Source organism: Flavobacterium collinsii (genome assembly GCF_946903285.1).
Classification (GTDB): Bacteria; Bacteroidota; Bacteroidia; order Flavobacteriales; family Flavobacteriaceae; genus Flavobacterium; species Flavobacterium collinsii.
This window is the reverse complement of record NZ_OX336425.1, coordinates 1,402,543-1,415,265: the sequence shown is the minus strand read 5'-3', so window position 1 is coordinate 1,415,265 and position 12,723 is coordinate 1,402,543. Positions and strand designations below refer to the sequence as shown.

Genomic DNA, 12,723 nt, shown 5'->3' with positions numbered 1-12,723 from the left:
ATTTTTTTGACTTATCTTTAATCATCCTGAAAATTCTTCCAGATGAACGCTACTTTACTCCACATAAAAAACTTTTTTCGATCGATTCATTTTAGAAAATACGCCAGGCGTTTTGGCTTTTTCATTCTGGGACTTATTGCTTTACTACTTATTGCCTGCGGTGGATTGTCTCTTTATTTTAATCGAAACAAAACCGAAATCATCGCCAAGATCAACACCAAAATCAATGAAAACATAAACGGAAAATTTCATATTGGCGATTTTCATTATAAGTTTCTAACCGGTTTCCCCAACTTTACCTTGGCTCTAAAAGATGTCGAAGTCAAAGACAATCAATGGGCCACGCACAAACACACTTTATTAAAAGCCAAGGAAATAGAAGTACGTTTAAACGTTACGAGTTTACTGCAAAACGAAATCAACATCCATAAAATCCTGATCAATGATGCAGCTATCTATGTGTATAAAGCACAAAATGGCTACTCGAATGCCAATATTTTTAAGCCGAAGAAGAAAAAATCACCGGAAAACAAATCCGATACTGAGACCACAATCAATCAGATCGAGCTAAATGAGGTTCACTTTACGCTAAACAATCTCCTCGGACATAAATTATTTGATTTTGATGTGGACCGCTTACAGTCAAAAGTAGATTATGATGGAGACAACTGGCAAACCGACGTTTTTTTAGACACCCAAATTAAAAGTCTCGCCTTTAATACCGTACACGGAAGTTTTGCAAAACAGAAAGAACTCAAAGGTACTTTTGCCGTTTCCTACTCCGCTTCAAATGAAAAAATTGACGTGGTAACCAAAGGCCTTAAAATTGGATCGGATGCTTTTGACATTACCGCTTTTTTCAATCTTGCCAAAGGAAAAGCACTTTTCGGAATCAATATTGGGACGACTATTTTATGGCAAAATGCATCCAATTTATTATCGGCAAACATCAGTTCTAAGCTTAACCGATTTAATTTACAACAACCAATCGATGTGAATTGTGACATCAAGGGCGATTTTAATGCCGAAGGTGACCCCAGAATTGTGGTTCAGGCCATTATCAAAAACAACGAACTGAGTATTCCGGACGGATTGATCAAAAACTGCCACTTCAAAGGGATTTTCACCAATAATTTCAAACCTACAGCCGGTTATAACGATGCTAATTCGGCTATTATTTTAACAGATTTTGCAGGTGAATACGAAAATATTCCGCTCTCGATTCCGCAATTGTCTATCAATAATCTCGAAAAACCGCTCGCTACCGGAAACGTAAGTTCTGACTTTGATATCGAAAGGCTCAACGAAATCAGCAACGACAAATGGATTCAGTTTACAGCCGGTCATGCCAAAGCCAACCTAAAATTTCAGTTTGACATTGTTGATTTGTACATTACCAAACCTCGTTTTATTGGTAAAATAGATGTCGATGACGCTTCGTTTCATTATATTCCAAAAAATGTTCGTGCCGTAAAAACCAACATTCATCTTGACTTTACCGAGAAAGCTTTACTCATCAAGCAAATTGCTTACAAACACAATAAGAATACGATTTTTGTTGAAGGAAAAATTGACAATTTCCTCAACCTCTATTATGATGCTCCCGAAAAAATGATCGTAAACTGGAAAATCTATTGCCCGAATATCGATCTGAAACAATTTCTGGGCGTTTTAGCGACTTCTCAAAAAGTAAACCCCACAGCCAAAACCAACAAAAAACCAACAATTTCGAATCATCTACGAACCGTAATTGATAAATGCGTGGTGGTAATCGACATCAAAGCCGATAAAATCAATTACAACAAATTAACCGCAACCAACACTACTGCCACGGTACAAATGATCGATTCGAGATTGGTTATCAAAAACGGTTCGCTGCAAACTTCGGGCGGAAGCATCACCTTTAACAGTGAAGTAAAACCAAGCGGAAAAAACTTTGCTTTTAGCTCAAACGCCAACGTAAATAGGGTTGATATTGCGAGTTTTTTAAAGTCGTTCAACAACTTCGGGATTCAGTCTTTTAGCCCGAGTAATATTAAAGGAAAGCTAAGCAGCCAGGCCAATGTAACCGGATTCATCAATGGTAATGGCGAATTGATCACGAATTCGATGCACGGTAATCTGACTTTCAATGTCAATCAGGGGGCTTTGTTAAACTTTGAACCTATTGTGAAAATCGGCAAGTTTGCTTTTCCGTTCCGTGATGTTAAGAACATAACTTTTAGCGATTTATCCGGCACACTTAAATTACGTGGAGAGCAAGTAGATGTGAATAATTTCACCATTAGTTCGAGTGTTTTAAACCTTGATGCCGAAGGTGTTTATTCTTTTGGCCGAGGCACCAATCTCGCCCTCACCATCCCACTCCGAAACTCCAAAAACGACATCAAACTCGCCACTAAAGCCGAACGCGATGCCGTCCGCGAACGTGGAATCGTCCTGCATCTAATCGCACTCGACGACGAAGGAAAAATGAAAATTAAATGGGGGAAGAGGGATAAGTAGTTTTTTTATCACATCCTTTCAACACAATCTTGTCATTCTGAGGAACGAAGAATCACACTAGAAACTCGACAAAGATTTGTCACTCTGAGCGAAGTCGGAGAGTCTTTTGTAACTTGGAATTCCAATTTCAAGGAGCTATTTCCTGCTGTCCACTCTATCTTTTGCGGCGAACCCCGCCGCAAAAGGATGCCGCTCCCATCAGGGCTAGGGGTTTTGGTTTCATGAGAAATTTAGAAATATTAATCAACGCCAATCAGAAATGATTGGCTTTTTTTTATGCAAAAAATTTCAAACCCACGGTTAATATCACATTGAAAACTATTAGTTCGTGATGACAATTGTCAACCGAGCAATCGTCATCGCATTCTTATATTTATCCACTAATGGAATTGAAAGAAAAATTTGGCAACAAAATAAAAGCCTTAAGAGAAAACAGAGAATACTCAATAGAGTATTTGGCCAATATTGCCAACATAGACCGAACATACATTTCTGACATCGAAAAAGGAAGAAGAAATGTTTCACTACTAATTATCGAAAAGCTTGCAAAAGCGCTCGAAGTAAACATTCAAGAATTATTTAATTATGAAGAATAAATTAACCGTTGTCGACTTTTTTTGTGGCGCGGGAGGATTTTCTGAAGGCTTCAGACAACAAGGTTTTGACATAAAACATGGATACGACCACTGGAAACCAGCTGTAGACACCTATAATCACAATTTTAATTTAAATTGTGAAGTTAAAAATATATTAGATTTTAAAAATTCAATTGAAGAAATTGAAGCGGTTCCTGATACAGATATCATTATTGGAAGCCCTCCATGTGTGAGTTTCTCAAGCTCAAATAAATCTGGTAATGCCGACAAGTCACTTGGGGTTTCATTGACCGAAACTTTTCTAAGAATTGTTGCAGTAAAAAAACATAAACCAAATTCCATTTTGAAAGCTTGGTTTATGGAGAATGTTGTAAACTCAAAAAGATATCTACAAACATCTTATACCTTCAAAGATTTAGGTCTTGAAAATTGGGCAAAAAAACATAGAATTAGCCCTTTAAATATCGCTATAGATTTATATGATAATACGACTATTATAAATTCAGCAGACTATGGTTCAATCCAATCAAGAAAAAGGCTTATTTCTGGTGAGATTATAAAAAAGAAAAAATTAATTATCCCTACACCAACACATCAGAAAAAAGATACAGGACTTAACTTGCCCTTTTATAAATCAATAGGCTTAATCAAGAAAAATTTCCCTTCTCCTTTTGAAAAAAAGAGTAACAAATTAATTAAAGATATTCTTTATCCTATTGAGATTGAACTAAACAAAATAACAGATCATTTTTACGATACCGGAGTTTATGAATCAGAATGGAGATTTTCCAGACATTGGAAAACTAACCATCCTTTTATGGGGAAAATGTCATTTCCAGAAAATGAAAACAACCCAAGTAGAACAATTACCGCAACAAAAATAGCGAATTCTAGAGAATCAGTAATTTATAAATCAGAAGTCAGCAGAAAAGGTGACGGAGAATATAGATTGCCAACAGTAAGAGAAGCCGCAATAATTATGGGTTTCCCCATAACTTATCAATTTATTGGTTCCGAAGGTGCAAAATGGAGATTGGTAGGCAATGCTGTGTGTGCTTCAGTAAGTAGAGCGTTTGCTGCAACCGTTTTAAACTCTTTAGGAATTAAACAAGAAAAAGAATTAGTAGTCAATTGTATCCCAAATTTAAAAGGAGTACTAAACTTAAATAATTATAATCAAAAAATATTTGATAATCCCCCAATAAAAAAGAAAGATGCTAGATGCAGATGGCAAGCAATCAAAGAAGGAAATTTGACAGTTACACTTTCAAATTACAATATTGAGAAAAATAACAAACCAGATGGTCGATGGAAAACATCTATTCAATATGGAACCGGAAAAGGATTTCCAATACAACACATTGAAGATGGTTATTATAAAAAACTTGAATCTATTATTTCAAAATTTAAAGGGGGGGATAATTTTTTAAAAATAATTAATAATGGTTTTTCTGAAAAAATAGGAGATGCAAAAAAACTTCAAGTAATGTTTGAAAATCAAAAGTCTAGCGGGATCTTTTTAGAACCAACTCGACTTGTTGAAGAAGTAAAAAATATTATTGGAAAAATTGTAATTAATGACCCTGAATTTGTTCAAATTGAGACTACTGTATTCCTAAAAAAAACTGTACCAACTAAACAACTTTTTGCATTATATGCAATAAATAAAATATCTACAACAGCTAATATTAAAAACATATGAATGCATCAAACATTGAAGTAGAGATAAAAAAAATAAAAGAGTCTGACAAATATGATGGTACTTACCCTATCTATTATAAAGGGGAAACTCGAAATGAAAAAGTTTATGAGATTCCAACTAGCTTATTGAGATTTAATTATTTAAATGGCAGAATTGGGACAGAAGTTATTGAATTCACACAGGTAAACGGTACTAATTTATCAAAGTTAAGTGTTGATGAAGTAAATGAAAAAATTCATAAATGGATATGGGAAAAAACAGAATCAGATAATAAGAAAACCCTAAAAGACATAAGAGATAAAAAGCAAATAATTCCGGGGGTTATAACGCGTGACGGTATAATTGTAGATGGAAATAGACGTTTCATGATTGCACGAGAATTAAACAAAGAAGGCTTGAATAGACAATTTCGTGCTATTATTTTAGATGATACTTATAGCGATGGAGGTGAGAAGGAATATCAAATTAAGCGCCTTGAAGCCGAAATTCAAATGGGGCAAGACGAAAAGGTTAGTTATGGTGCTATAGAACCCTACATTCGAGTTATGGATTTTGTAGATAATTTTATCGAAGTTACATCAGCCCGTATGAAATATGAGGAATTATGTACAATAATGAAAATCCAAAATGTTAATAAAGTAAAAACAATGTACAGAATTGGAAAACTAATGCTAGAATATCTTGATTACATTGGTTTTGATAAAATGTGGAGTAGGCTAGAGAACACTGAGGATTTATTTATTAAATTGGAAAATATACATAAATTATATTCTGATGGAAAGGGAGTTGCGGGATGGGATATTGATAATGATGACATAGAAAACTATAAAACCTATGGTTTTGATTTAATAAGATGGAATTACAATGCTGACCCAAGACAAAAAGGCAATTGGGATTCAAAAAAAATTAGAGAACGGTATTTCAAAAACAGTAAGGATAAAGCGATTTTTAGCAACCATAAAATATGGTCAGATTTTATTGAAAATCTTGAGTCAATTGAAGATATTGAAGTTCCCGATTTAGAAGAAGTTGTTAAAAAAGATTGCCTTTCTCATGCAGATGCCGCAAAAAAAATAGATAAAATATGGGCAGAAAAAGCTTCAAATGCTTTTAAAAGTGCCTTAGGTATTGCAGATTCAAAGTTAAGAGATAAAGAAAATGATGACAAACCTGAACAATTTTTGAGAGATGCATTAGATAAACTTTTAAACCTCATTGATGAAGATTTATTTGAATCAACAGGTAAAACTGAAATAAATCAAAAACTACTTCTAATTTTACAAGATGAGAATCGGATTGAAACAAATTACAAGTATATTGATAAAATAAGGAAAATTGCTGAAACTCTAAAAAGAGATTTAAAATAATGTCTTCCGTTAATGTTTTCTATTTTGATAATAGAACTGAGTTTACTGGAAATTTAGACCCTTTAAACAAACCAAAAGTTAAGCATTGGCTACGAAACAATTTTGAATTAGATTATACAAATCCTAATAAGATTGTTCTAATCAATGAACAATTTAAAGACAAGCAATATCTTTTTAATTTTAAAAATTCAATTCAAAAAAAAATGAAATCAATCGATTTCATTTTTGATACTGCATTTAATAACGTCATTGCTGAAGAAATAAAAAATCAAGAAAATTTCGTAGAATTTTCAAATAACGCTAGAAGTATATGGGAAAACAGCTATGACACAAAAGAATTCAAAGAATTTTGTGATGTTATTGAAGTAAAGCTATCTAAAAGACGTTTGTATAAATTACAGGTTCTTAGCGGTTATCATATGTCTTACTCTCAAAATTCATGTAATTTTTCAGTTCCTGGGGCTGGAAAAACATCTATCGTTTATTCAGCTTATGCTTATTTAAATAATCTAAATAAAACAGATGATAAATACGTAAATAAACTTTTAATTATCGGTCCTCCCTCTTCATTTGGTCCTTGGGAACAAGAATATCAAGAGTGTTTTGGAAGATTCCCTAAATCTTTCAGAATTAATGGAGAAGTTTCTGTAAGTGTAAAAAAAGAGATTTTAAAAGGAATTACTCCCAACGAATATGAACTATATTTGATTACTTATCAATCAGTTCCAACGTTGATAGATGAATTAATGATATTTTTAAAATCTGAATCAAATAAGGTCATGCTAGTTTGCGATGAAGCTCATAAATTCAAAGGTTTATCTGGTATTTGGGCAAGCAATATTCTTAGTTTAGCAAATTGGGCCAAATCTAGAATAATTTTAACAGGAACACCTGTCCCGAATGGATATGAAGATCTTTATAATATTTTCAAATTTATCTATCCTGAAAGAAATATAGCCGGATTTCGGCCAGATTTTTTAAAGGGTTTAACTCAAAATCCTGTACAATCAAATATAGACCAGCTAATTGAAAACATCAAACCTTTTTTTGTACGAATAAAAAAATCAGACCTAAATTTACCTCCATTTATTGATCATCCAATCATATGTAATCAATTATCTAGTCTCGAATCTGAAGTTTATGATAGATTAGAAGCTACTATTTCTAATAGTGATAGCGAAGTTAATCGACAAAGTATTCATTTTCGAATGATACAATGTTGTAATAACTTAAACTTATTAAATAAATCATTACTAAGTTTTCAAGAAGAGAATTTTGAATTGGTTGATTCTAGAATATTACTAGAAAGTCTTCTTGGTAATTCATTATCTCAAAAAGTACGAGATATTGGATCTGAATACATTCCATCTAAGCATATATTAGTGAAGGATTTAGTTATGAAAATTGCTCTAAATAAAGGTAAAGTAATATTGTGGGGCATTTTTATTGACTCGATAAAAAGACTTCATAAATATTTAGAATCTTGCGGACTTAAAGGCGCTTATATTATAGGAGAAACGAGAAAGACATCAAATGATGGTAATTATGAAGAAGAGATTACAAGAGAGAATATTATTAATAAGTTTAAAAATTCTGATTTAGACTATATTATCTCAAATCCTATTGTACTAGGTGAATCCATTTCTTTGCACAAAATTTGTCATAATGCCATATATTTTGAGCAATGGTATGCCGCAGCACCATATGTTCAATCAAGAGATCGAATCCATAGAGTTTGGCTAGATCAAAACATGAATCAGGTCTCTTATGAAACAAATTATTTTCATATCCTTTCTAATAGAAGAGCAGATAGTGACATTCATAATCGAGTCCAATCAAAATTTAGAAGAATGATGGAAATTATTGAACAAGATATTCCTTTTTTTGAGGAGAATATTGAAAATGAGAGAACCATTTTAATTAATTCTATTATAGATGATTATAGATCTCGATAAAAAAGAAGATTTATTGCTTCAGTCCAATAAAGCAATATTAACAGAAGGCCTCCTTTACTTTTCAAAAATTACAAATGAAAATATAACTAATATTTTTTATAATTTAACACGTACTACTAATTTAAAAGATATAGACATTAAGTTTATTATAACTTTTCTTTTAAAATCAAATTATATTGACATTACAGATGAAAGAATCAAGATAAAATTAAAAATTAATTCGGATAAGCTAATAGATGAATTAATTTTTTTTTACTTATCAATAATAATCAATAATGATCATTTAAATCAATCATTATTCATTAATTCCAAATTTACAATAGTAGATGACGACATTTCTATAAATATTTTTTCAGTACAAGTTAAACACAGAATATTTTTTACAGTTTTACAGAATTTAGGTTTATTAGTAAAAACAGACAAAGAAGGAATTGTAATAGTTCAAAATTACACTTTAGCAAAGAAATTTTTAGAGAGACCACTCCGAAAAATTTCTCCAAATGAACTTGAAAATGAACTTGAACAGAAAAAACTTAATGGAATAATAGCTGAAAAATTTGTTTTAAGTTATGAAAAGAAAAGATTAGGAAATGCAAAAGTAGAGTGGGTAGCAGAATATATAGTAAATGAAGGTTATGACATTGCTTCATTTGACAATACCGAAGATACCGAATATAATAGATTCATAGAAGTGAAATCATATGAAGGGAAAAAACCATATTTCTTCTGGTCGATGAATGAATGTAATATAGCTAGATTAAAGAAAGAAAAATATTGGATTTATTTGATTAATAGAGATAGAATGAATGAAACAAATTATATCCCATTAATGATTCAAAACCCATATATCAAAATTTTGCAGGATGATAAGTGGAGTAAAAAAATTGACAATTACAAAATTGAATTAAAAAAATCATTATGATTTGGATAGAATTAAGAACAAATCAAACTAAATATGATTCAGGCTGGAACTTTTCAGAAAGTATTTGGGCTCCAACAAAAAAGAATAATGGGCAAAATTGGCCCTATTGGTATTTAGTTGATGAAGTAGTTAAAGGGGATTTAATTTTTCATATTAGTAAAATTAAAGGCATCGAAAGCTTTCTAGGTTATTCCACGGCATTAACAGATGGCTATATTACCAACGATAATCCATCGTTGACTAATCATGTTTGGAGTTATAGCAAATCTTTTTATAAAGTTGATTTAACCGATTATAAAGAATTAAACCCACCTATACCATTATCTGATTTTTTTAGTAATAATGAACCTCAGTTGTGTGAATATTTTAAAATAAATAAGGCTAAAAAAAAAGATAAAAAAAGATTGTTTTATGTCATTCAGAGTGGAAAATTAAGATGTCAAAACGGTGGCTATTTTTCTGAATTCGATAATAATTTAGCTTCAAAACTTATACAAACTTTATCGAAAGAAAGATCTAAATTAAAAGATGAAATTTCAACAGGTGTATCTCTTAAAGAATTAGAATTAAGAATAGGTCATCAAGAATTTTCTGAAAATGTAAAACTTAATTTTAACTATAAATGTTGTTATCCCAGATGTACAGTTGAAGGAAAAGGATTTCTTATTAGTGGACATATAACTCGCTGGGCAGACAATAAGGATTTACGAGGCCATATCAATAATGGCCTATGTCTTTGTTTAATGCATGACAAAGCATTTGAAAAAGGATTCTTTACATTAGACAATAACAACAGAATAATTTTATTCAAACATAAGTTTGAGAATAGAAGCTGGTTAATTGATTCTCTTATAGATGGAGAAAATTTAGAGATTAAACCAAGAAAAATAAATCCTTCCATCGAAGCTCTAAAGAATCACTGGGCCAGAATAGGATATACAATATAAAACTTACTGAATTATCCATTTAGTAGTTCATAAATTAAATATGGCAAAAAATTACTGGTCAAAAGAGGAACTAATTTTAGCCTTCAATTTATACTTAAAAATTACTTTTGGGAAAACACATACCAAAAATCCTGAAATTATAAAGTTAGCTATTCATATAAACCGAACTCCTTCTTCAATAGTAATGAGATTAGGAAATTTTGCTAGTATCGATCCGTTTCACATTAATAGAGGAATTAGTGGCTTAAAAAATGGAATGAATCAGGTACAGCCTATCTGGGATGAATTTTTCCATAACCAAGAAGAATTAATATTCTTAAGTGAACAAATTCTAGCACAAAAAGAGCAGACATCAATTGAAAGTAAATATGAAAACATACTTTTCGATATAAAAAATTTAAAAGGAGAAGATGTTAGAAGAGTCGTAAAAACCAGAGTAAATCAATCTGTTTTTAGACAAATGGTTTTATCAAACTATAATAATAAATGTTCAATCACGGGAATTGATATTCCTGAATTATTATTTGCCAGTCATATAATCCCTTGGTCTAAGAACGAAGAACATCGTCTAAATCCTGAAAACGGAATTTGCTTTTCGGCACTTTATGACAAAGCATTTGACAAAGGGCTAATTGGAATAAATACAAACCATGAAATAATATTTTCTGATTCAATTAAAAAGAAAAAAGACACTGAGTTCTTCAACAGATATTTTGCTTCAATTGAAAATCAACAAATTATTGTCGCTCAAAAGTATTCTCCCAGAAAAGAATTTCTTGAATATCATTTAGACACAATTTTCAACAAACAAACGACGTCATAAAAAAAGCCACTTCACAGTGGCTTTTCAAGTTTATTCAACATCCAGATACGGATTTAAGATTTCGGCTAATTGATTCAGCCAGTAAAAACCATTTTGGAGGTTGGTCTTCTCGGATTGTAGGGATTCGTGTTCCTGCATTACGCTTAAGGCAAGCGCATAGTTTACCTGACGAATGGTTTTTGCCATTGTTTCGGGATCAATCGAATTACTGAAAAAATCAGTTAACCTTAATTCGGTTTCTTTGGAAAGGGTGTTTGTACTCATAATCTGAAAGTTTAAGGGATATAAAACCCGAATGGGTTAGCTGTCCTACGCCTTTCAGAGCGTTGCAGTTGTTTCCAATACCGCCAGCGTACCACACGGGCAAAAGTTTAGTCAAGTTCATAATCTGAAAGTTTTAGGACTGCGAAGATATGAAAACCAAAAAAGTTATGGAGGATTTTCTTAGTTTTTAACTTCTCTATTGTTGCGGAGTTACTTGTGGGGATTCCTCGTGCCTCAGGAATGACAAATAGCACGTAAAACACAAAATATCCATAAAGTATGTCATTTCGAAGAATGAGAAATCCTCGTGAGTAACTCTACGATCTAAATCAAACCTTGCGGAGTTACTTGTGTGATTTCTCTCTTCGATCGAAATGACAAAAAAAGCCAAATTAATTTCTTAATGTTTTATTAACCTACTTGTGTTTTTGTCTAAAAAAAGATAGCTTTGAGAAACAATCATTAAATATAAACCCATATGAAAATTCAGATCAATACCGACAAGAACATCGAAGGACACGAAAGATTAGAAGCTTATTTCTCTGGCGAATTAGAAAAAGGTTTAGCGCGTTTTGAGGAAAAAATAACCCGCATCGAAGTACATTTTGGCGATGAAAACGGAGAGAAATTTAGCTTAAACGATAAAAAATGTGTGATTGAAGTTCGTACTGCAAAATTACAACCAGTAACTGTTACAGAACATGCCGATACACTCGAAAAAGCTTTTATCGGTGCATTGGCGAAAGCAAAAAAATCTCTTACTACTACTTTCGAAAAAATGAAAGCATATTAATTTATATACCATCCATAAAAATGGCCTTATCTCTAATCCGGATAAGGCCATTTTCTATTTTAGCAAAGCCGTCATTTCTTCCCAGTGTACTATTTTTACTTTCTGATCTAATTGATCTGCGCTTTTCACCATTGCTTTGGCAATATCTTCGGCTTCTATTCCTTTGTATTTACTTAAACTTCCCACAAACAACGGGTTGATCAATTTAAATATTCCAATGAATACTTTTTCCATAGGTCGGCTTTCTTTTCGGTCTCCCAAAATAATCGAAGGCCGAAAGATATAAGTATGCTGTAAATCCAAAGTGATGATCCCTTGTTCAGTTTCTCCTTTTAATTTGGTGTAAAATATCGACGATTTCGCATTTGCACCAAGTGCCGAAACCAGAAAAACTGCTTTTGCTCCGTTTTCTTTTGCCAGTTTTGCTGCCAGAATTGGGTAATCGTGATCTATTTGATAGTATAACTTTTTGTCCGGTGTTTTCTTCTGTGTGGTACCAAGAGCGATAAAGACTTCATCAACCTGAATGTCCTTCACTACTTTGGGTAAGGAGTTAAAATCGCCTATCAGCGTTTTTAGCTTTGGATGCTGGATGTTTAAATCTTTCCTTACTACAATTATTACTTGTTCATAGTTGTCATTGTTCAACAAATTTTCGAGAATATAAGAGCCAACTAGCCCGCTTGCTCCGTACAGAATTGCTTTTTTCATAAGTAAGGCGATTTGTTTCCTCGAAGTTAGAAATTTATAGGCTTACTTTATACATAAACTTTTTGGGCTGAGTTTTTAAACACATAGAAACATAGATTTTGCAAACTTAAAAAAAGGCATTTCATTTGTTTAAATACA

The 12,723-nt window shown here is 32.1% G+C and carries 11 protein-coding genes; 9 read left to right on the top strand and 2 right to left on the bottom strand.

The features are described from left to right. Positions 1-42 precede the first annotated feature (42 nt). From OGZ34_RS06305 to OGZ34_RS06270, 8 genes are all read left to right on the top strand, one after another. Entirely contained in the window at positions 43-2,505 is a 2,463-nt protein-coding gene (locus OGZ34_RS06305) for an AsmA family protein (RefSeq protein WP_263362479.1), read from the top strand. 383 nt (positions 2,506-2,888) lie between these two features. After that, positions 2,889-3,101 carry a helix-turn-helix domain-containing protein gene (locus tag OGZ34_RS06300; protein ID WP_263362478.1) on the top strand — a complete coding sequence of 71 codons (213 nt, stop codon included), beginning with the start codon at positions 2,889-2,891 and terminating at the stop codon, positions 3,099-3,101. Beyond that, positions 3,091-4,803, top strand: a complete 1,713-nt coding sequence (locus OGZ34_RS06295) for a DNA cytosine methyltransferase (protein WP_263362477.1) — start codon at positions 3,091-3,093, stop codon at positions 4,801-4,803. Before OGZ34_RS06300 ends, OGZ34_RS06295 begins: the two co-directional genes overlap by 11 nt. Continuing rightward, positions 4,800-6,170 (top strand): ParB N-terminal domain-containing protein, encoded by a 1,371-nt coding sequence (locus OGZ34_RS06290; RefSeq protein WP_263362476.1) that lies wholly within the window; start codon positions 4,800-4,802, stop codon positions 6,168-6,170. Before OGZ34_RS06295 ends, OGZ34_RS06290 begins: the two co-directional genes overlap by 4 nt. Further along, positions 6,170-8,125, top strand: coding sequence for a DEAD/DEAH box helicase (locus OGZ34_RS06285; protein ID WP_263362474.1), 1,956 nt, complete (start codon positions 6,170-6,172; stop codon positions 8,123-8,125). The genes OGZ34_RS06290 and OGZ34_RS06285 overlap by 1 nt, the downstream gene beginning before the upstream one ends. Further along, a complete protein-coding gene (locus tag OGZ34_RS06280; protein WP_263362473.1) occupies positions 8,106-9,047 on the top strand; it encodes a DUF3883 domain-containing protein in 942 nt (313 codons plus the stop codon). The genes OGZ34_RS06285 and OGZ34_RS06280 overlap by 20 nt, the downstream gene beginning before the upstream one ends. Beyond that, a complete protein-coding gene (locus tag OGZ34_RS06275) occupies positions 9,044-9,994 on the top strand; it encodes an HNH endonuclease (protein WP_263362472.1) in 951 nt (316 codons plus the stop codon). Before OGZ34_RS06280 ends, OGZ34_RS06275 begins: the two co-directional genes overlap by 4 nt. Before the next feature lie 40 nt (positions 9,995-10,034). Then, positions 10,035-10,817 (top strand): HNH endonuclease, encoded by a 783-nt coding sequence (locus OGZ34_RS06270; protein WP_263362471.1) that lies wholly within the window; start codon positions 10,035-10,037, stop codon positions 10,815-10,817. A gap of 30 nt (positions 10,818-10,847) precedes the next feature. On the opposite strand, the gene OGZ34_RS06265 is transcribed toward OGZ34_RS06270, so the two are convergent. Then, entirely contained in the window at positions 10,848-11,081 is a 234-nt protein-coding gene (locus OGZ34_RS06265; RefSeq protein ID WP_263362470.1) for a hypothetical protein, read from the bottom strand. Positions 11,082-11,559: 478 nt separating this feature from the next. Here OGZ34_RS06265 and OGZ34_RS06260 point away from each other — a divergent pair, with 478 nt between their 5' ends. Then, entirely contained in the window at positions 11,560-11,874 is a 315-nt protein-coding gene (locus OGZ34_RS06260; protein WP_173964823.1) for an HPF/RaiA family ribosome-associated protein, read from the top strand. Positions 11,875-11,928: 54 nt separating this feature from the next. On the opposite strand, the gene OGZ34_RS06255 is transcribed toward OGZ34_RS06260, so the two are convergent. Further along, positions 11,929-12,585 carry an NAD(P)H-binding protein gene (locus tag OGZ34_RS06255; protein WP_263362469.1) on the bottom strand — a complete coding sequence of 219 codons (657 nt, stop codon included), beginning with the start codon at positions 12,583-12,585 and terminating at the stop codon, positions 11,929-11,931. Between the last annotated feature and the right edge of the window lie 138 nt (positions 12,586-12,723).

Coding starts and splice junctions, on each gene's coding strand:
- OGZ34_RS06305 (WP_263362479.1), top strand. CDS start 43: ATGAACGCTACTTTACTCCACATAAAAAACTTTTTTCGATCGATTCAT.
- OGZ34_RS06300 (WP_263362478.1), top strand. CDS start 2,889: ATGGAATTGAAAGAAAAATTTGGCAACAAAATAAAAGCCTTAAGAGAA.
- OGZ34_RS06295 (WP_263362477.1), top strand. CDS start 3,091: ATGAAGAATAAATTAACCGTTGTCGACTTTTTTTGTGGCGCGGGAGGA.
- OGZ34_RS06290 (WP_263362476.1), top strand. CDS start 4,800: ATGAATGCATCAAACATTGAAGTAGAGATAAAAAAAATAAAAGAGTCT.
- OGZ34_RS06285 (WP_263362474.1), top strand. CDS start 6,170: ATGTCTTCCGTTAATGTTTTCTATTTTGATAATAGAACTGAGTTTACT.
- OGZ34_RS06280 (WP_263362473.1), top strand. CDS start 8,106: ATGATTATAGATCTCGATAAAAAAGAAGATTTATTGCTTCAGTCCAAT.
- OGZ34_RS06275 (WP_263362472.1), top strand. CDS start 9,044: ATGATTTGGATAGAATTAAGAACAAATCAAACTAAATATGATTCAGGC.
- OGZ34_RS06270 (WP_263362471.1), top strand. CDS start 10,035: ATGGCAAAAAATTACTGGTCAAAAGAGGAACTAATTTTAGCCTTCAAT.
- OGZ34_RS06265 (WP_263362470.1), bottom strand. CDS start 11,081: ATGAGTACAAACACCCTTTCCAAAGAAACCGAATTAAGGTTAACTGAT.
- OGZ34_RS06260 (WP_173964823.1), top strand. CDS start 11,560: ATGAAAATTCAGATCAATACCGACAAGAACATCGAAGGACACGAAAGA.
- OGZ34_RS06255 (WP_263362469.1), bottom strand. CDS start 12,585: ATGAAAAAAGCAATTCTGTACGGAGCAAGCGGGCTAGTTGGCTCTTAT.